17 protein-coding genes are annotated in these 17,808 nt (G+C 63.7%); 7 read left to right on the top strand and 10 right to left on the bottom strand.

What is annotated here, in order from left to right; genetic code table 11:
- The 3 genes from NTD82_RS08575 to NTD82_RS08565 form a co-directional block, all read left to right on the top strand.
- The coding region (locus tag NTD82_RS08575; protein ID WP_262128452.1) for a hypothetical protein at window positions 1-240 on the top strand (240 nt) is incomplete at its 5' end.
- A 72-nt stretch (window positions 241-312) separates the two neighbouring features.
- Window positions 313-1,389, top strand: coding sequence for a diguanylate cyclase (locus NTD82_RS08570; protein WP_262128451.1), 1,077 nt, complete (start codon window positions 313-315; stop codon window positions 1,387-1,389).
- A 57-nt stretch (window positions 1,390-1,446) separates the two neighbouring features.
- Window positions 1,447-4,038 (top strand): EAL domain-containing protein, encoded by a 2,592-nt coding sequence (locus tag NTD82_RS08565; protein ID WP_262128450.1) that lies wholly within the window; start codon window positions 1,447-1,449, stop codon window positions 4,036-4,038.
- Between the two features lie 24 nt (window positions 4,039-4,062).
- Here NTD82_RS08565 and NTD82_RS08560 read toward each other — a convergent pair whose 3' ends face one another.
- On the bottom strand, window positions 4,063-4,386 hold the full coding sequence (locus tag NTD82_RS08560) for a DUF2025 family protein (protein WP_262128449.1): 324 nt from the start codon (window positions 4,384-4,386) through the stop codon (window positions 4,063-4,065).
- A 200-nt stretch (window positions 4,387-4,586) separates the two neighbouring features.
- On the opposite strand from NTD82_RS08560, the gene NTD82_RS08555 reads away from it, so the two are divergent.
- Entirely contained in the window at window positions 4,587-5,801 is a 1,215-nt protein-coding gene (locus NTD82_RS08555) for a GAF domain-containing sensor histidine kinase (RefSeq protein WP_262128448.1), read from the top strand.
- Here NTD82_RS08555 and NTD82_RS08550 read toward each other — a convergent pair.
- A complete protein-coding gene (locus tag NTD82_RS08550) occupies window positions 5,740-6,657 on the bottom strand; it encodes a LysR family transcriptional regulator (RefSeq protein WP_262128447.1) in 918 nt (305 codons plus the stop codon). The two genes, NTD82_RS08555 and NTD82_RS08550, sit on opposite strands and share 62 nt — an antisense overlap.
- 120 nt (window positions 6,658-6,777) lie before the next feature.
- On the opposite strand from NTD82_RS08550, the gene NTD82_RS08545 reads away from it, so the two are divergent.
- Window positions 6,778-7,536, top strand: coding sequence for an SDR family NAD(P)-dependent oxidoreductase (locus NTD82_RS08545; protein ID WP_262128446.1), 759 nt, complete (start codon window positions 6,778-6,780; stop codon window positions 7,534-7,536).
- Here NTD82_RS08545 and NTD82_RS08540 read toward each other — a convergent pair.
- Complete coding sequence (locus NTD82_RS08540) at window positions 7,533-8,321, bottom strand: LysR family transcriptional regulator (protein WP_262128445.1); 789 nt, start codon at window positions 8,319-8,321, stop codon at window positions 7,533-7,535. The two genes, NTD82_RS08545 and NTD82_RS08540, sit on opposite strands and share 4 nt — an antisense overlap.
- Window positions 8,322-8,421: 100 nt before the next feature.
- Here NTD82_RS08540 and NTD82_RS08535 point away from each other — a divergent pair, with 100 nt between their 5' ends.
- Window positions 8,422-9,150 carry an SDR family oxidoreductase gene (locus NTD82_RS08535; protein WP_262128444.1) on the top strand — a complete coding sequence of 243 codons (729 nt, stop codon included), beginning with the start codon at window positions 8,422-8,424 and terminating at the stop codon, window positions 9,148-9,150.
- Here NTD82_RS08535 and NTD82_RS08530 read toward each other — a convergent pair whose 3' ends face one another.
- From NTD82_RS08530 to NTD82_RS08510, 6 genes are all read right to left on the bottom strand, one after another.
- Window positions 9,151-10,008, bottom strand: a complete 858-nt coding sequence (locus NTD82_RS08530; protein ID WP_262128443.1) for an HlyD family secretion protein — start codon at window positions 10,006-10,008, stop codon at window positions 9,151-9,153. It abuts the gene before it with no gap.
- Between the two features lie 11 nt (window positions 10,009-10,019).
- Complete coding sequence (locus tag NTD82_RS08525) at window positions 10,020-10,226, bottom strand: DUF1656 domain-containing protein (protein ID WP_095154955.1); 207 nt, start codon at window positions 10,224-10,226, stop codon at window positions 10,020-10,022.
- Window positions 10,213-12,201: an FUSC family protein gene (locus NTD82_RS08520; RefSeq protein WP_262128442.1), complete on the bottom strand. Its 1,989-nt coding sequence runs from the start codon at window positions 12,199-12,201 to the stop codon at window positions 10,213-10,215. Before NTD82_RS08520 ends, NTD82_RS08525 begins: the two co-directional genes overlap by 14 nt.
- Before the next feature lie 208 nt (window positions 12,202-12,409).
- Window positions 12,410-12,526: a cytochrome c oxidase subunit CcoM gene (gene ccoM / locus NTD82_RS29125; RefSeq protein ID WP_042122864.1), complete on the bottom strand. Its 117-nt coding sequence runs from the start codon at window positions 12,524-12,526 to the stop codon at window positions 12,410-12,412.
- Between the two features lie 134 nt (window positions 12,527-12,660).
- Window positions 12,661-12,831 carry a hypothetical protein gene (locus tag NTD82_RS08515; protein WP_175652346.1) on the bottom strand — a complete coding sequence of 57 codons (171 nt, stop codon included), beginning with the start codon at window positions 12,829-12,831 and terminating at the stop codon, window positions 12,661-12,663.
- 66 nt (window positions 12,832-12,897) lie between these two features.
- On the bottom strand, window positions 12,898-13,236 hold the full coding sequence (locus NTD82_RS08510; RefSeq protein ID WP_262128441.1) for an aspartate-semialdehyde dehydrogenase: 339 nt from the start codon (window positions 13,234-13,236) through the stop codon (window positions 12,898-12,900).
- Between the two features lie 190 nt (window positions 13,237-13,426).
- On the opposite strand from NTD82_RS08510, the gene rapA reads away from it, so the two are divergent.
- On the top strand, window positions 13,427-16,273 hold the full coding sequence (rapA, locus tag NTD82_RS08505) for an RNA polymerase-associated protein RapA (protein ID WP_262128440.1): 2,847 nt from the start codon (window positions 13,427-13,429) through the stop codon (window positions 16,271-16,273).
- Window positions 16,274-16,303: 30 nt separating this feature from the next.
- Here the strand turns inward: rapA and NTD82_RS08500 are convergent, their stop codons facing one another.
- Window positions 16,304-17,659, bottom strand: a complete 1,356-nt coding sequence (locus NTD82_RS08500; RefSeq protein WP_262128439.1) for a spinster family MFS transporter — start codon at window positions 17,657-17,659, stop codon at window positions 16,304-16,306.
- Between the last annotated feature and the right edge of the window lie 149 nt (window positions 17,660-17,808).

Raw genomic sequence — 17,808 nt, 5'->3', positions numbered from 1 at the left:
ACACTTGACTCGCTTCACTCTGCGGCGTTTGCTCGCTTCGTGGGGGCGCATTCTACAGAACTACAAAAACCCGTCAAGAGAATATTTCGAGAATTTTCAGAAATTTACGCCCCCGTTCAACAAGTGCTTTTCCGGCTAGAAAACCCTTCCTTATATAGAGGAAGAACAACCCCATATTTTTCGTATGGATTAACAGGTTGCCGCCAGCAACCTTTAAATGGCTCGCAAGGCCATTCTTGAGCGGTGCGTGAATGTTCAACAATATTCAGGCGAATTATGCGATAAACGGCGCCCCCGGAAAAAACGAACACCATGACGGACAATAAACGAGGCAAGGGACTTTCATTTGTCAGGAGGATCTATGCACCGCGCACCATCGGCATGGGTATCGGCCTGCTCGGTGTGTACGCCGGCATGCTGCCTCTGGACCCACCACCATGGGTATGGGCAGTCATGTTCTTCAATGGACTGCTCTGGCCGCACCTGGCCTATCAGATAGGCCTTCGCTCGCCCACGCCCTACCAGGCGGAACAACGCAACCTGCTGATCGACTCCATGACGGGCGGCTTCTGGACCGCCAGCATGCATTTCAATCCGCTGCCGAGCATCACCATCCTGTCCATGATGACCATGAACAACGTGGCCGCCGGCGGCCAGCGCCTGTTCGTCCGCGGGCTGCTCGCGCAGATCGCCGGCATGCTGCTCTCCATGGCCATATTCGGCCCGGGCCTGCAACTGGTCAGCAGCAACCTGCAGGTCTATGCCTGCCTGCCGATGCTCACGCTTTATCCGCTGGCGCTCGGCTGGGTCTGCTATCGCCTGGCGATCCAGCTCTCCGAGCACAAACGCAGCCTGAGCGCCCTGAGCCGTACCGACAGCCTCACCGGCCTGCTCAATCACGGCTCATGGAAGGACCTGCTGCAACTCAAGTTCCAGACCTGTCAGCAACAACTCAGCAGCGCAGTGATCGCGATCATCGACATCGACCACTTCAAGACCATCAATGACACCTACGGCCATGTGGTCGGCGACGCAGTGCTACGCCATCTGAGCGCCGAGCTGAAAATCGGCCTGCGAGAGGATGACCTGGCCGGACGCTACGGCGGCGACGAGTTCTGCGTGATCCTGCCCGACGCCAGTCTGGAGCAGGCCGCAAGAATCATGGAGCGCCTGCGCGAACGGGTTGCCAGCTACCGCGACCCCGCCCTCCCGGAACTGCGCATCAGCCTGAGTATCGGTCTGGCCATCTGCCGCACCGACTTCGACGACCCCGTGGCCTGGCTCAACGAGGCCGACAAGGCGCTCTACACCGCCAAGAACAGTGGCCGCGACCGGGTCAATTTTGTCGGTGGGGAAAACGTGCCGTCCAGAGTCGCCTATCCTGAGTGAAGTCAGCCCGCGCCGCACGAGCCCGTGCGGAGCGCGCCCACAGGATTTGGCACCGCCATGGAAAGGAACACCACCGCTCGTCAACGCTGGGCTCAGCCCAGGTTGCAAACGCGAAAACTGATCACCGGCGCCGTCCTGCTGTTTTCGCTGGCCTGCCTGATTGCTCTGGGCGCCCTGTTCAACATCGCCCATCAGTTGAACCAGAGCGAAAGCCGGCGAAGCATCTTTCACACCGACCGGGCCCTGCACCAGCGACTCGACGCCTCTCGCCAGTTTCTCTCCAGCTACGCCGTGTGGGATGCCGCCTACCAGCACTTCAAAAGCGACCCGGACACACGCTGGGCTTATATAGAGAAGAACATCGGCGAATCCCTCTACACCGCCAGCGGTTATGAAGGTGTGTTCGTCATTGATGAGCAGCGCACCAAGTACGCGTTGTTCAAGGGCCAGCTCAGCAACTCCCCGATCAGCGTTTATCTCGATACCCCGCTGGAAGCCGTTATCACCGAAGCCCGGGGCCTTGCCGCGAGCCGTCGCCAATTGAGCCGCTACGTCTTGTTCAACGGCTGGCCGGCGGTACTCAGCGCCGCGGCGATTCGCCCGGACGACGAGGTGCTGAGCATTGATCCGCAAACCGCCCCGGTTCTGCTCTTCGTCGACCAGTTGACCCAACCCAAGCTCGACAAGCTCGCCAGCGATGTCGGCCTGGATACCATGCACATCGTCAAGGCGAGCGACGAATCTACCGGCCTCGCGCACCTGCCACTGGACAATATCGGCTACAGCCTGCAATGGAGCCCGCCGCGTCCCGGCGACCACTTGCTCTGGGCGGTACTACCGCCACTGCTGGGTGCGATCATCATGCTGAGCCTTTTGATGGCCTACTTCTTTCGTTACGCACTGCGCGCTTCACGAGAAATCGACAGCAACCTGAATGCCCTGCAAGCCAGCAATCAAGCCCTGGAGTCCAGCGAACAGCGCTTTCGCGCCGTGGCCGAGGCTGCGTCGGACTGGATCTGGGAAGTCGACAGCCATCACCGCCTGACCTACCTGTCGCAACGTTTCGTCGATGTCACCGGCTACCGCACCGAAGACTGGCTGGGCCAGCCGCTGCACCTGCTGCTCACCTGCGAAACCACACCGCTGGGCGCCTGGCTCGACAACCTTGATGAACCTCCCGGCCAGCAGGCATCGCACCTGCGCTGCGCCTATCGCGACCAGCACAACCTGCTGCGTTTCTGCCGGGTTTCGGCGCGGCCGATCTACCTGAAGGGCCAGCCCGCCGGCTTTCGCGGCACCGCCAGCGACATCACCGACGAAGTGGCGGCCCATGCGCGCATCCAGCACCTGTCGATGCACGACGCCCTGACCGGCCTGGCCAATCGCAACAAGCTCTCGCGTTTTCTTGAGCAAGCGCTGCTCAAGGGCCCGGATGCACCGCCGTTGACCCTGATCCTGCTGGACCTGGACAGCTTCAAGCCGATCAACGATTCCCTCGGCCATGCTGCCGGCGACGCGGTGTTACTGGAGGTGGCGGCGCGGCTGCGCGACTCGACCCGGGACGGCGACCTGGTGGCCCGGCTCGGTGGCGACGAGTTCGTGCTGGTGATCGCCAAGCTGGACAACCGCAACGAGATCGACCGTTTCTGCGCCCGCCTGATCGAAAACCTGCACCAGCCCATCCTTTATGAAGACCACAGCCTCCATATCGGCGCCAGCCTCGGCATCGCCCAAACCCGCCTGCAAGGCACCGATGCCGGCGAACTGATCCGCTGCGCCGATATCGCCCTGTATCAGGCCAAGGCCCAGGGCAAGAACACCTGGCGTTACTTCTCGGCGGAGATGAACCAGCAGATCCAGTACCGCCGGCAACTGGAGAACGATTTGCGCCGCGCCGTGAAGAACCACGAATTCGTCCTGCACTTCCAGCCGCGCTATCGCCTGCAGACCCTGGAAATCGTCTCGGTCGAAACCCTGGTGCGCTGGCAGCATCCGGTCGAAGGGCTGCTCGGCCCGGACACGTTCATCCCGCTCGCGGAACAGACCGACCTGATCGTCCCGCTGGGCCTGTGGGTGTTGCGCAGCGCGTGCGAGATCGCCCGCGGCTGGCCGGGGGCGTTACTGGTGTCGGTAAACCTGTCGCCGGCGCAGTTCTCCCGCAGCGATGTGGTTGCCGATGTCCGGCAGATCCTCATGGAAACCGGCTTCCCGGCCCAGCGCCTGGAACTGGAGATCACCGAGAACGTCATGCTCAACGATATAGAAGGTGCGCTCGGCACCATGAATGCGCTGAAGGAACTCGGCGTGCGCCTGAACATGGACGACTTCGGAACCGGCTACTCATCGCTGGGCTACCTGCGCACGTACCCCTTCGACAGCATCAAGATCGACAAGCGCTTCGTCGCCGGGCTCAGCAGCGACAGCAATGACCGCGCGGTGGTCCAGGCGATCATCAACCTCGGCAAGGCCCTGGGCCTGACCGTCACCGCCGAAGGCGTGGAAACCGAGCAGCAACTCAAGGCGCTGAGCATGGAAAACTGCCATGAGGTCCAGGGCTTCTATTTAAGCCACCCGCTAGAGCGCGCGGCATTCGAACAACTGCTCGAACGCCATCGCGAAGAAGGAAGCGAACGCGGGCAAGCCGGTTAGACCGGCACCGCCCGCCCGGCGCGCTCAGCCTACTCGACGCCGCTGCGCCATGATTTCCGGCAGGTCACGGCGCCGCTGGTAAACCCGCAGTGGCTCGCTGACGTTGAGCCGATCATCGACGTTCTGTGCCAGCAGCACATCGATCAGTTCACGACTGAGGGTCATGGCCTCGCCATCGCTGCCCTGCCAGACGAATTCGCTGCTGGGCGTGATGCTGTCATCGGCCACATCCATACCGAACGAGTCTTCGCTGAAACGCACGATGTGCTTGCCGAGTTTGCGGTGGAAACCGACGAAGCCCTTGAGCTGGTCGGCGGCGGAGCAGATGTCCTGGGACGTGATGTGCATGTCAAACCTCGCTGAAAACACCCAAAAGGATGCAGGTCAAAAAGAGTTGGCACGCAAGTAGATGGACATTCCTCTGACGGGAATGCTCGGGTCGGACAAGAGTAATGGAATTTGCCTACCGCTTGCTCCGAATTTTCTATCTCATCACGGATGCTCGCTACACTTGCAGCCGACACTCGATTTTCTGCAGCCGATGTTCCATGAAGACTTCAATATTTCCAGACAGCGCTACCATCAGCCGTATTCAAGTAGTGCCAGCCATTCTCCAGGTCATCAGCGAAACCACTGGCCTGCGCTTTGCCGCCGTGGCCCGGGTGACGGAAACCCGCTGGACCGCCCTCGCCGTTCTCGACACCCTGGGGTTCGGCATAAAGATCGGCGACGAACTGGATGCCCGTAGCACCCTGTGCGGTGAAATCCGCCGCACCCATCGGACCATCGTCATCGACAAGGCCAGCGAGGATGCCACTTACCTCGACCACCCCGCCCCGCGCACCTATGGCTTTGAAAGCTATATCGCCGTGCCGGTGTTTCGCAGCGACGGTAGTTTTTTCGGCACCATCTGCGCCTTCGATCCACAGCCGCAATCGCTGAAAGGCAGCGCCATCCAGCCGATGATGGAAGCCTTCGCCCGGCTGCTGACGATCCAGATCGAAAGCGAGGAAAGCGCCCAGCGCACGGAAATCGCCCTGGAGAAGGAACGAGAAATCGCCGTGCTTCGTGAGAAGTTCATCGCGGTACTCGGCCATGACCTGCGCAACCCGCTGTTCGCTATCACCGCCGGTGCCGAATTGCTGGTCAAGCGCCTGAGCGACGAACGCTCGCGCAACATTGCCGCACACATCCTCACGTCCGGTCGCCGGGCCACCCAACTGGTGCGCGATGTTCTCGACTTTGCCCGTGGGCGGCTGGGCGATGGCATTCCGCTGAGCATCCTGCCCTGCCCGGACCTGGGCGAGGCGCTGCAACATGTCGCCTCGGAGCTGCACCGGGTGCATCCGCAACGCCAGATGCAACTGAATATCGCCGATCTATCGAGCATCCATTGCGACCGCGAACGCATCTGCCAACTGCTCTCCAACCTGATCGCCAACGCCGTGCAGTATGGCGACGAGAACAGCCCGATTACCGTCTCGGCGAAGATGGAAGACAACCTGTTCATCCTCGGCGTGCACAACTTCGGCCCGCCGATCGCGCCGGAGGTGGTGACGCAACTCTTCGAACCGTTTTCCCAACTGCCTTCGGAAACGCCGCAGGTCGGCCTCGGGCTTGGCTTGTATATCGCCAAGCAGATCGCCCTGGCCCATGGCGGGCACATGGAAGTGCGCTCGTCCGCCGAGGCCGGAACGTTGTTCAGTCTGTACTTGCCGGTGGATCGAGCTGAGACGCCAGCACCCCGGCCAGCCAGTCCATGAACACCCGTACCCGCGGCGGCAGGTAGCGCTGGCGGGCATAGAGCAGGGAAACCGGCATGGCCGCCGGGACATGATTGGGCAACAGCGCCACCAGTTGCCCGCGCGCCAGGTAGTCGCGCAACCCTACCCAAGGCGCCTGGATAATGCCCAACCCGGCGAGGCCGGCGCTTTCATAAGCATCAGTGTTGTTGGCGGTGATCGGCCCGCCCATGTTCACGAAGCGGGTAGCGCCCTGCTCCTGATACTCGAAGCCGGGGCTGCGTGAACCGAGGGCCTGCACGTAGTGCACCAGATGGTGCGTCTCCAACTCCGCCAGCGACGTGGGCGTGCCGAAACGCGCGAGATAAGCCGGGCTGGCGCAATTGACCATGGTCAACTGGCCCAATGGCCGCGCCACCACCGCCAGGTCGCTCAAGGCACCGATGCGCATCACGCAGTCGAAGCCCTCGCGCAGCAGGTCGACCTGGCGGTCGGTGCAACTCAGCTCCACCGTCAATCCCGGATGCGCGGCCATGAATTGCGGCAGTCGCGGCAGGATGATGCGCCGGGCCATCCGGGTCGGCAGATCGACCCGCAGGCAGCCACTCAGCTCAGCGGGGTCGGCGCGGAACAGGCCCTCGATTTCCTCGATCCGCGACAGCAGCTCTTTACTACGCTCGTAGAGCAGCAGGCCGTCCTGCGTCGCCTGCACACGGCGCGTAGAACGGTTGAACACACGCGCACCGAGCTGGCTTTCCAGCGCCCGGATCTGCTCGGACACGGTCGAGCGCGGCAGGCCAAGTTGCTCGGCGGCCAGGGTGAAGCTGGCCAATTCATTGACCCGGATGAAGGTCCGCAGCAGTTCCGGCTTGAGCATGGGGCAGCGCCTGATTGTTCGAATGACCCGAACAGTATTTCCGAACCCAGCGGATTTATCAGCCAATACGCGACCAATAGACTTTGCCCATCCCGACCATCCCCTTCCGAGGTACAGAACATGTCCCGCAAAATCGCACTCATCACCGGCGCCAGCCGTGGGCTCGGCAAGAACGCCGCCCTGCACCTCGCGGCGCAAGGTTTCGACATCATTGGCACCTACCACAGCAAGGCCGGCGAAGCGCAAACCCTGGTAACCACGCTTGAACAAAGCGGCGCCCGCGCCGCCATGTTGCAACTGGACGTGGGCAACAGCGCCAGCTTCGAAGCCTTCGCCAGCGCCTTGAGCGAGACACTGAAACGCGACTTCGGCCGCGATCACATTGATGTGCTGGTGAACAACGCCGGCATCGGCATCAACTCGCCCTTCGCCGAAACCAGCGAGGCGCAGTTCGACCAGTTGCTGAACATCCAGCTCAAGGGCCCGTTCTTCCTCACCCAGCGTTTGTTGCCACTGATCGCCGATCAGGGCCGGATCATCAACGTTTCCACCGGCCTGACGCGCTTCGCCCTGCCCGGTTACGCCGCGTATGCCGCGATGAAAGGCGCCATGGAAGTGCTGACCCGCTATCAGGCCAAGGAGCTTGGCCAGCGCGGCATCCGCGTGAACATCCTCGCGCCGGGGGCCATCGAGACCGACTTCGGCGGCGGCGTGGTGCGCGACAACTCGGACGTGAACGCCTTTGTCGCCAGCAACACCGCGCTGGGCCGGGTCGGCCTGCCGGACGATATCGGCGCCGCGATTGCGCTGCTGGCCAGTGACAGCGCCGGCTGGGTCACCGGCCAGCGTCTGGAAGTCTCGGGCGGGATGTTCCTTTAATCCGCCGAGGCGCCCAATGCCACCCGCAACTGCGCCAGCACCGGCAGTTGCAGGGCCTGCGCGGCATAGCACAGCCCGACCCGGCGATTCAGCGCCGCGCCCTGGCACGGTCGCCAGTGCACGCCCGGATGATGTTCAACCAATGATTGCGGCAGCAGCGCCTGCCCCAGGCCCGCCGCCACCATCTGCACCGCCTGTTGCAGGCTGGCGGCGCTGCCGGCGCTATCCTGCGCGGCATCGCCGTAGAAGCCGAGCAGGCGTTGGTGCGACGGCTGCTGCGGACAGGTGATCCAGCGCAGCGACGTGCCGTTGCTCGGCAGCGCCAGCACGAACGGCTCATCCCACAGCGGCAGGAACAGTTCATCTTCGCAGCACAGTGATTCGACGCCGAGCCGCGCATCGCCGGCGCAGCCGTCCAGCAGCGTCAGTTGCAACGACGGCAGCGCCGTACTGGCCATGCGCAGGAATGACTCCACCTGGCTGCCGGCGATATCCGCCTCGATCCCCAGTTGCAGCACCAATCGCTGGCGGCCCTCGCGAAAACTCACGCTCAGCGCCTCGGCCTCAGCCACCATCCGCTGCGCCTGCGGATACAGCACCCGCGCCTGTTCGCTGACGTCGACGCCGCGGGCCTGACGCAGGAACAACTCGACGCCCAGTTCCTCCTCCAATTGCCGGATGGTCACCGACAGTGACGGCTGGGCCACGCACAGGCGCTGCGCGGCCGCGGTGATGTTGCGTTCTTCGAAGACCGCAATGAACGCCTTCAGGTGTCGAATATCCATAGTCATTTCCGATGCCAGCCAGCGGAATAAGCCGTTTCTCAAGACTTTCCGGGCTCAATAGAATTCAGCCATTCGAATTGATTATGCCTTGGAGGTCATCATGCTCAAGCCCCTGATTATCATCACCGGTGCAAGCTCCGGTATCGGCGAAGCGTGCGCGCGGCTGTTTTCGCAGGCCGGCCATCCGCTGTTGCTGCTGGCCCGCCGCCTGGAACGGATGCAGGCACTGGCGTTGCCCGACACCCTTTGCCGCGCCGTCGATATCCTCGATCGCGAGGCCTTCGCCGCTGCGGTGAACGAGGCCGAGACGGCCTACGGCCCGGCCGATGCGCTGGTCAACAATGCCGGCGTCATGCTGCTCGGGCAGATGCACGAACAGGACCCGGCGCAGTGGGAGCGCATGCTCGACGTCAACGTCAAGGGCCTGCTCAACGGCATTCACCTGCTCGCCGCCGGCATGGTGCAGCGGCGCCACGGCACGCTGATCAACGTCAGTTCGGTGGCCGGACGCAAGACCTTCCCCAACCATGTCGCTTACGTCGGCACCAAGTTCGCCGTGCACGGGATTTCCGAGAACCTGCGTGAAGAACTGTCGCCGCACAATGTGCGGGTGGTGACCATCGCCCCCGGCGCGGTGGAAACCGAGCTGCTCGGCCACACTACCGACGAGGCGATCAAGCGCGGCTACGAAGACTGGAAACAGCAGGACATGGGCGGCCAGGTACTCAGTGCCGAGGACGTTGCCGGCTCCATCCTCTGGGCCTACCAGCAGCCGCAGCACGTGTGCATCCGCGAAATCGTCCTCGCCGCCACCCGCCAGCAGCCCTGATCAGTGCTCCTCGACCTGGACGCTGGCGGTCATGCCGGCGCTCAGGGCAAACCCTTCCGGCACCCCATCGAGGCTGATCCGCACCGGAATGCGCTGAGCCAGGCGCACCCAGTTGAAGGTCGGCTCGACTTCAGCCAGCAACTGGCTGTCCGGGGTGGCGTTGCGGTCGGTGATGCCACGGCTGATGCTCTGCACATGGCCTTTCATCGGTTCGCCGGCGCTCATCAGCCAGATCTTCACCGGCGCGCCGACCTTGATCCGCGGCAACTTGGTTTCCTCGAAATAGGCCTGCACATAGAACGTCGAGTCGTCCACCAGGGCCATCACCGGTTGCCCGGCGTTGACGTAGTTGCCTTCGGCCAGGCGCAGGTTGGTAACGTGCCCGTCGCGGGGCGCCTGGACCTTGCTGCGGGCCAGGTTGATGGCCGCGACTTTGGCGTCGGCCTGGGCCTGACGCAGTTCGCCGCGGGCCACGGCGGCGTTGATCTGGGCGTTCTCGCGCAGCTCGGCGCTGATTGCCTGCGGACCCAAAGCGGCCCGGCGCGAAGCCTCGTGCTCACGCAGGCGCAACTGTTGCTGGCGGGTTTCGGCCACGGCGTTGGCCTTGTCCAGCGCCGCCTCGAAGCGGTCGCTGTCGATGGACATCAGCAACTCGCCGGCTTTTACCTGCTGGTTGTCCTTCACCTTCAGTTCGCGCACCCAGCCGGAAACGTCCGGGGCGACGATCACCACATCGGCGCGAATCTTCGCGTCGCGGGTCCAGGGGGTGAGCATGTAGTACTGCCACAAGTGGGTGCCGGCGAACACGGCCACAGCCACCAGGCACAGGGTCAGGGCGATACGCACGGTGGTACGCATGGACAAACTCCTCAGACAGTTCCCAGGTACAGCGTTACCAGGGTCAGGATGCAAACGAACAAGGCGCAATCGAACAGCGCTTCATGCCAGATCCAGCGCCCCAGCGGGGTCAGGCGCAGGAGCAGGCGCACCGCGCCGGTGAGCAACAGCGCCAGCAATACGTAGATCAGAAACGGACTGAGCAAGACTCCGCCCAGCGCCCATTCACGCAAGCCCATGGATTTCCTCCAGCCGGCGGCACCAGCGGCCCCAGCTCTTTTGCAGTTGCAGAACGGCGCCCACTGCCAGGCGCAGGGCGTCGCTGCTCGGTTGGTCCTGCAGCGCGGCGATAAAATTGGCGCTCGGCCCATCCAGGCGATGCTCGCGACCGGGGCCCGGACCTTGCGCCAGCACCGCTTCCAGTTGTTGCAGGTACTCGCGCTGGGCCGACTCCACCGGCGCCCGGGCTACCGCCAGGCACATGCGCAGGTGCAACAGTTCGTCGCCCATGTCCAGGCCGTGCAATCCGTCATCCCAACGTCCGCGCTCCTGCTCGGGCAGTGCCGCGAAGTGCCGCGCCAATTGCAGCAGGCGGTCGGCCATGCGTCCGCCAAACCAGGTTTCCGCACCGCGCAGTTCGCGTCGGGTCAGGCGCACCAGATCGCTCTGGGTGGCAGCGCGCAACCGCCGGCCGTGCCAGGCGGGATTGCGCAGCACCAGCAGCTTGAACGCCAGCACCGCCGCGCCGACGCCGATCATCATCGCCTGGGCATTGTTGAGGAAGGCCTCGACACTGAAGCTCATGGTGTTCAGGGGCGACACCAGCACGATGAAATGCAGGCAGTACGAGGTGGCCGTGGCACCGATTCGCGGGTTGGCCATGCCCAGCGCGCCGAAGAACAGCGGAACGCCCATCCCCAGGCAGAGCATGGCGAAGCTGCTCCACTGCGGCAGCAGGATCTGCCCGACGAAGAAGGCCACCGGCAGCGCCAGCAGAATGCCGCGCAGAAAACTCATGCCGATTTGCGCGCCGTTTTCGCGGCTGGCGAACAGGCTGCAGACCACGCAAGTCAACACCAGCCCGCCCGGCGCCGCGGCCCAGGCGGTGGCCAGCCAGAAACTGGCCATGGCCAGGAATGCCAGGGCGCTGCGCGAACCGAACAACAGGCCCAACGGGAAATCGCGGTGCACGGCAAGGCTGTCCGGCAGGTCCGCCGGCGCCTTGCCCTCCTCCACCGCATGCAGCGCGTGAGTCGCGGCGGCGGCGTTATCAAGGAGCAGGGTCAGGCGCGCCAGGCAATAGTGTTCGGCGGCGCTGTCACGCAGGTCCTGCGAGGCCTGCCAGACCCGCTGCCGCAGTGCCATCAGTGATTCCGCGTCAGGTGTCGCCAGGGCCGCGCGCACCTCGTCGAGCCAGGGCCGCAAGTGCTCCGCCTCGCGCTCGTCCAGTTGTCGCCACTGCCGGCGTACCGACCGGGCGATGCGCAGCAGGATCAACAGCTTCTGGCTCAACCCGCGAATGGCCCGGGCGCGCTCGCGGCCCAGGCGGCCTTCGAACCAGGCATGTTCGCGCTGCGAATCGACGGCGACGATACGCCCGAGGATTTCCACCAGGCTCTTGCGCCCTTCCTCGTCGCCGGCAAGCGTCGCGCTGGCCGCGTGCAATCCGCTTTGCCAGGCCTGGCGCGCCTGCACGGCCAATTGCTGCTCGACCCGCATCGGCCAAAGCAAGGCGCTGCTCAACGTGGCGCAGATGATGCCGAGGCTGATTTCGGTGCAACGCGCCACCGCCTGATCGAAGATCAGCAACGGGTGATTGACTGCGGGCAGGGCAATGATCGCCACGGTGTATCCGGCCAGCACGAAGGCGTAGGCCCAGGCGCTGCGCAGCAGGGTCGAGCACGCTGTACACAGGCCCAGCCACAACGCCAGGCAGATCAGGAACAACCAGGGTGTCTGGGCGAACACGGCGATGAACACCACCGACATCACCGTCCCGACCAGCGTCCCGACCAGGCGCGCCAAACCCTTCTGCAAGACCATGCCGGACAACGGCTGGGCAACGATGAACGCGGTCATCAAGGCCCAAGCCGGCTGCTCCAGTCCCCAGCGCAACGCCAGCCACAGCGCCAGCCCGCCACCCAGCAGGGTCTTGATGGCGAATTGCACAGCAAGGGTGTTGGGCGCGAAAAGCGCCTGCAGGGTGATCGGCACGGAGCGAACCTGAGGACGGTGGGGTTAACGATAGACAGAGGTAACAGGAAACGACCTGAAACAAATTATTAGCTAGCTAACTATCAGAGTCCAGTGCCTTTTTCGATGTTGCCTGCTTACCCGCCGCGTCCTGCAAAAATCGCAGACAAAAAAAGGGGCGACCGAAGTCGCCCTAAATGCCTTGCGTGCTCGTTGTATCGGGAAGGAATCAGCGATCTTTGCGCTTCTGCGAGTCCTTCCAGATGAAAAGTCCGAAGCCGGCGAAGAAGACAAACATCAGTCCGACTGTGACTACCCCTGCGACAACCACATTATCGAAGAACATGTCGGCCTCCATTTGCCAGTGCCTGTCCGATGAGTGAACAGTAGCGAATGTGCCGGGAGGGAAAATTGATCGAGGTCAATAGCGCCCTGAGCGGGCGCCGGAGGCGGGAGCAGGCTTGACCTGCATCAAGATTTTCAGCGCTTGGCGGGTTTGCCCTTGGGCTTTTTCTTGCCTTTCTTGGCGGCGCCCAGAGGCATGGCCTGCTCGAAGGCGTTGCGCACCTCGTTCAGGCGTTTCTCTTTAAGGTCGTGGACACGACGGGCGCGCTCGGCGCCGAAATCAATCAGGTTGTCGTCTTGGCTCATGGTCAGGCTCTGAGGCAGCGAAGGCTCCATGATGAAGGCTGATGCCGGTGCTGAACAGCCCGGCGGTCAGACTTCGATATCCACCAGCAGCCCTTGACGGCCTTCACCGCCCATCAGCGGGGCCACCGGCACGGTGTTGTCGGCGTTGAGTTCGTCGCCGGGCAGCGGGTGATAAGGGTCGTCATCCTGTTCATGGGAGGCCTGCTGACCCTGGCCCTGACGCCTGCGCTGTTCTTCACGCAAGAGCACGGCAGCCTGCTCGGGATCGCGATGCTTGAGGTCGATCGTCCCGTCGCTTGAGGCGGGCTGGGTGGGCACCACGGGCTTGATGTCCGGGGTCGGTTTGACCGGGTCCAGTTGCGACGTGACGGGCACGGCGCTCAGCGGAATCATCGGTGGCAGCATGGTGAAGGGTCTCCTGTTGCCCCTGTGTCGGCACGTTTGACCACGGCTTGAGGACAGAGTGCCGGCAACTGTGAGCGGCATCACGGCGCGGATACCGACGCCCGGTCACCCGCTCGAGGGCCAGAACCTTTGGTCAATACGCCGCTATCCGTTAAGATAGCCAGCTTTTTCATGGCGGGAGTCAGGCAGTATGGTGCAGCAGTATCAACCGGGGCAACGCTGGATCAGCGACAGCGAAGCCGAGCTGGGTCTGGGTACCGTCCTCGCACAGGATGGTCGCTTGTTGACCGTGCTCTACCCGGCCACTGGCGACACTCGCCAGTACTCACTGCGCAACGCCCCCCTGACCCGGGTGCGTTTCTCTCCAGGCGACCAGATCACTCACTTCGAAGGTTGGAAACTGACCGTCCGCGAAGTCGAAGTGATCGATGGGCTGCTGGTCTATCACGGCCTCAACGCACAGAACGAGGCGTGCACCCTGCCGGAAACCCAACTGTCGAACTTCATCCAGTTCCGCCTGGCCAGCGACCGCCTGTTCGCCGGGCAGATCGACCCGCTGCCGTGGTTCTCCCTGCGCTACAACACCCTCGAGCACACCAGCCGCCAGTTGCAATCGTCGCTCTGGGGCCTGGGTGGCGTGCGCGCCCAACCGATCGCGCACCAGTTGCACATTGCCCGTGAAGTGGCCGACCGTATCGCCCCGCGGGTATTGCTGGCGGACGAAGTGGGCCTGGGCAAGACCATCGAAGCCGGCCTGGTGATCCACCGCCAACTGCTGTCCGGCCGCGCCAACCGTGTGCTGATCCTCGTCCCGGAAAACCTCCAGCACCAGTGGCTGGTGGAAATGCGCCGACGCTTCAACCTGGAAGTCGCGCTGTTCGATGCCGAGCGCTTCATTGAAAGCGACGCCAGCAACCCGTTCGAAGACGCCCAACTGGCGCTGGTCGCGCTGGAATGGCTGGTCGAGGACGAGAAAGCCCAGGACGCACTGTTCGCCGCCGGCTGGGACCTGCTGGTGGTCGACGAAGCGCACCACCTGGTCTGGCACGAAGAAAACGCCAGCCCGGAATACGCGCTGGTCGAGCAACTGGCCGAGGTCATCCCCGGCGTGCTGCTGCTCACCGCGACCCCGGAACAGCTCGGTCAGGACAGCCACTTCGCGCGCCTGCGCCTGCTCGATCCGAACCGTTTCCACGACCTGGCCGCGTTCCGCGCCGAGAGCGAGCACTATCGCCCGGTCGCCGAGGCGGTACAGGAGCTGCTCGACGAAGGCCGCCTGTCGCCCAAGGCCCACGCCACCATCCAGGGTTTCCTAGGTGCCGAAGGCGAAGCCCTGCTGGCAGCCGTCAACGATGGCGACACCGAGGCCAGCGCTCGTCTGATCCGCGAGTTGCTCGACCGCCATGGCACCGGCCGCGTGCTGTTCCGCAACACCCGCGCCGCCGTCCAGGGTTTCCCGCAGCGCCAGTTGCACGCCTATCCGCTGCCGTGCCCCGATCAGTACATGGAGCTGCCGGTTGGCGAGCACGCCGACCTCTACCCGGAAGTCAGCTTCCAGGCCCAGGGCGACAGCGATGAAGAAAACCGTTGGTGGCGTTTCGACCCGCGGGTCGACTGGCTGATCGACACCCTGAAGATGCTCAAGCGGGTCAAGGTGCTGGTCATCTGCGCCCACGCCGAAACCGCCATGGACCTGGAAGACGCCCTGCGCGTGCGCTCCGGCATCCCGGCCACGGTGTTCCACGAAGGCATGAGCATCCTCGAGCGCGACCGTGCCGCGGCCTACTTCGCCGACGAAGAGTTCGGCGCCCAGGTGCTGATCTGTTCGGAAATCGGCAGCGAAGGCCGCAACTTCCAGTTCTCCCATCACCTGGTGCTGTTCGACCTGCCGGCCCACCCGGACCTGCTGGAGCAGCGCATCGGTCGTCTGGACCGGATCGGCCAGAAACACACCATCGAGCTGCATGTTCCGCACCTGCAGAACAGCCCGCAGGAACGCCTGTTCCAGTGGTACGACCAGGCACTGAACGCCTTCCTCGCCACCTGCCCGACCGGCAACGCCCTGCAGCATCAGTTCGGCCCGCGCCTGCTGCCGCTGCTGGAAGACAGCGACGACGACCAGTGGAAAGCACTGATCGACGAAGCCCGCGCCGAACGCGAGCGCCTGGAAACGGAACTGCACAGCGGCCGCGACCGCCTGCTGGAACTGAATTCCGGCGGTGCCGGCGAAGGCCAGGACCTAGTGGAGGCGATCCTCGAACAGGACGACCAGTTCACCCTGCCGATCTACATGGAAACCCTGTTCGACGCCTTCGGCATCGACAGCGAGGACCATTCGGAAAACGCCCTGATCCTCAAACCGAGCGAAAAAATGCTCGACGCCAGCTTCCCGCTGGGCGACGACGAAGGCGTGACCATCACCTACGACCGTGACCAGGCGCTGTCCCGCGAGGACATGCAGTTCATCACCTGGGAACACCCGATGGTGCAAGGCGGCATGGACCTGGTCCTGAGCGGCTCGATGGGCAACACCGCCGTCGCGCTGATCAAGAACAAGGCGCTCAAACCCGGCACCGTGCTGCTGGAACTGCTCTATGTCAGCGAAGTGGTTGCCCCGCGCGCGCTGCAACTGGGCCGTTACCTGCCGCCGGCGGCGCTGCGCTGCCTGCTCGATGCCAACGGCAACGACCTGGCTTCGCGGGTGTCGTTCGAAACCCTCAACGACCAGCTCGAAAGCGTGCCTAAGGCCAGCGCCAACAAGTTCATCCAGGCCCAGCGCGATGTGCTGACGCCACGGATCAACGCCGGCGAAACCAAGATCCAGCCGCGCCACAACGAGCGCGTAGCCGAAGCGCAACGCCGCCTGGCTGCGGAAACCGAGGAAGAGCTGGCACGCCTGACCGCGCTGCAAGCGGTCAACCCGACCGTGCGCGACAGCGAAATCGACGCGCTGCGCAAGCAGCGGGAAGATGGCCTGGCGATGCTGGACAAGGCAGCGCTGCGGCTTGAGGCGATTCGGGTTCTCGTCGCCGGCTGAAACCATTGGGGCCGCAATGCGGCCCCAATATCACACCGCTTCGGCGGCCTTGCCGCCCTGCCCTTCAGCTTCCTCAAGCATCCCCGCCTTCATCTTCTGCGCATCGCGACTGAAACTCCGCGCCGCAAACAGCAGAAACACCAACGTAAACAGCAAGGCCACCGGAATCAGCCCCATGGCGTCATGCAGGCCCACGGCCTTGAACGCCTCGCTCATTTCCAGCGCCCCCGCCTCCAGCATCGCCACCTTGGCGTAGTGATCCGACAGCGATCCCACCACCACCGGGCCCAAGCCACCACCCAGCAGGTACAGCCCGGCGAAGAACAACGCCATGGCCGTCGCCCGCAAACGCGGCTGGACCACGTCCTGAATCGCGGTGTAGACGCAGGTGTAGAAGTTGTAGGCAAACAGCCAACCCACGCCGAACATCGCGACGAATACGCCGATCTCCACCCGCCCGGCATACAGCGCCCAGCCCGTTCCCAGCGTGGCCACCAGCATGCTGAACGCGCCGAACAGCAAGCGTCCGGCGGGCATGCGCTGGTGGATCTTGTCGGCAACCCAGCCGCCGAGGGTCAGGCCAAACAGCCCGGTCACACCAACGATCACCCCGGTCGCCACCGCCGCCTGCTGCAACGACAGCAGGAAGTAGCGCTGCAACATCGGCACCATGAACGAGTTGCAGGCGTAAGTGGCAAAGTTGTAGCTCAGCCCGGCCAACACCAGCCAGCCGAAGGTGGGAATGCTCAAGACCCGGCGCAGCGGGCGGTCCAGCGGCGTCTGGGACGAGGCAACGGCTTCCGCCGCGCCCCGCGCCGGTTCGCGAATCATGAACATGAACAGCGCCAGGATCACCCCGGGCACCGCAGCAATGAAGAACGGCGCGCGCCAGCTACCAAAGGCCTGGACCATCGCCCCGATGGTGAAGAAAGCCAGCAACAGGCCCAGCGGCAGCCCGAGCATGAAGATACCCATGGCCCGGGAGCGGCGCTCGGCGGGAAACAGGTCACCGATCAGCGAGTTGGCTGCGGGCGCATAGCTGGCCTCGCCCACACCAACGCCCATGCGCACCAGCAGGAACGTCCAGAAACTGCCAACCATTCCGTTCACTGCAGTCAGTCCGCTCCAGACCGCCAGGCCCCAGCCCATCACTTTGCTGCGTGAACCGGTATCGGCCAGGCGTCCCAACGGTAGGCCGGCGATGGCGTACACCAAGGTGAATGCGGTGCCGATCAAGCCGATCTGCAAGTCGCTGAGGTGCCATTCCAGGCGGATCGGCTCGATGACGATGGCGGGAATGGTGCGGTCGAAAAAGTTGAACAGGTTCGCCAGGAACAACAGGAACAGAATGCGCCAGGCATTGGCCGCTTGGGTGGGGGTATGCATCGGTCAGATCCCTCTTGTTTTTGTCAGTGCGCGCCAGTACGCCGGACAAAATCTAGAAGGCAATCTCAAGGCTGTCTGCCATCATCCATTCGCTTGATGACGGGTAATTGTAACCATTTGCGCCGTTAGAACCGTTGGCTATGGAAGTG

It is taken from the genome of Pseudomonas sp. 5P_5.1_Bac1 (genome assembly GCF_025466015.1).
GTDB lineage: Bacteria > Pseudomonadota > Gammaproteobacteria > Pseudomonadales > Pseudomonadaceae > Aquipseudomonas.
The sequence above is the reverse complement of the archived record's forward strand: the minus strand, read 5'-3'. Positions and strand labels throughout refer to the sequence as shown.

What these genes read in the sequence shown, in the direction of transcription:
- NTD82_RS08570 (WP_262128451.1), top strand. Translation starts at nt 313, where the DNA reads ATGACGGACAATAAACGAGGCAAGGGACTTTCATTTGTCAGGAGGATC.
- NTD82_RS08565 (WP_262128450.1), top strand. Translation starts at nt 1,447, where the DNA reads ATGGAAAGGAACACCACCGCTCGTCAACGCTGGGCTCAGCCCAGGTTG.
- NTD82_RS08560 (WP_262128449.1), bottom strand. Translation starts at nt 4,386, where the DNA reads ATGCACATCACGTCCCAGGACATCTGCTCCGCCGCCGACCAGCTCAAG.
- NTD82_RS08555 (WP_262128448.1), top strand. Translation starts at nt 4,587, where the DNA reads ATGAAGACTTCAATATTTCCAGACAGCGCTACCATCAGCCGTATTCAA.
- NTD82_RS08550 (WP_262128447.1), bottom strand. Translation starts at nt 6,657, where the DNA reads ATGCTCAAGCCGGAACTGCTGCGGACCTTCATCCGGGTCAATGAATTG.
- NTD82_RS08545 (WP_262128446.1), top strand. Translation starts at nt 6,778, where the DNA reads ATGTCCCGCAAAATCGCACTCATCACCGGCGCCAGCCGTGGGCTCGGC.
- NTD82_RS08540 (WP_262128445.1), bottom strand. Translation starts at nt 8,321, where the DNA reads ATGGATATTCGACACCTGAAGGCGTTCATTGCGGTCTTCGAAGAACGC.
- NTD82_RS08535 (WP_262128444.1), top strand. Translation starts at nt 8,422, where the DNA reads ATGCTCAAGCCCCTGATTATCATCACCGGTGCAAGCTCCGGTATCGGC.
- NTD82_RS08530 (WP_262128443.1), bottom strand. Translation starts at nt 10,008, where the DNA reads ATGCGTACCACCGTGCGTATCGCCCTGACCCTGTGCCTGGTGGCTGTG.
- NTD82_RS08525 (WP_095154955.1), bottom strand. Translation starts at nt 10,226, where the DNA reads ATGGGCTTGCGTGAATGGGCGCTGGGCGGAGTCTTGCTCAGTCCGTTT.
- ccoM (WP_042122864.1), bottom strand. Translation starts at nt 12,526, where the DNA reads ATGTTCTTCGATAATGTGGTTGTCGCAGGGGTAGTCACAGTCGGACTG.
- NTD82_RS08515 (WP_175652346.1), bottom strand. Translation starts at nt 12,831, where the DNA reads ATGAGCCAAGACGACAACCTGATTGATTTCGGCGCCGAGCGCGCCCGT.
- NTD82_RS08510 (WP_262128441.1), bottom strand. Translation starts at nt 13,236, where the DNA reads ATGCTGCCACCGATGATTCCGCTGAGCGCCGTGCCCGTCACGTCGCAA.
- rapA (WP_262128440.1), top strand. Translation starts at nt 13,427, where the DNA reads ATGGTGCAGCAGTATCAACCGGGGCAACGCTGGATCAGCGACAGCGAA.
- NTD82_RS08500 (WP_262128439.1), bottom strand. Translation starts at nt 17,659, where the DNA reads ATGCATACCCCCACCCAAGCGGCCAATGCCTGGCGCATTCTGTTCCTG.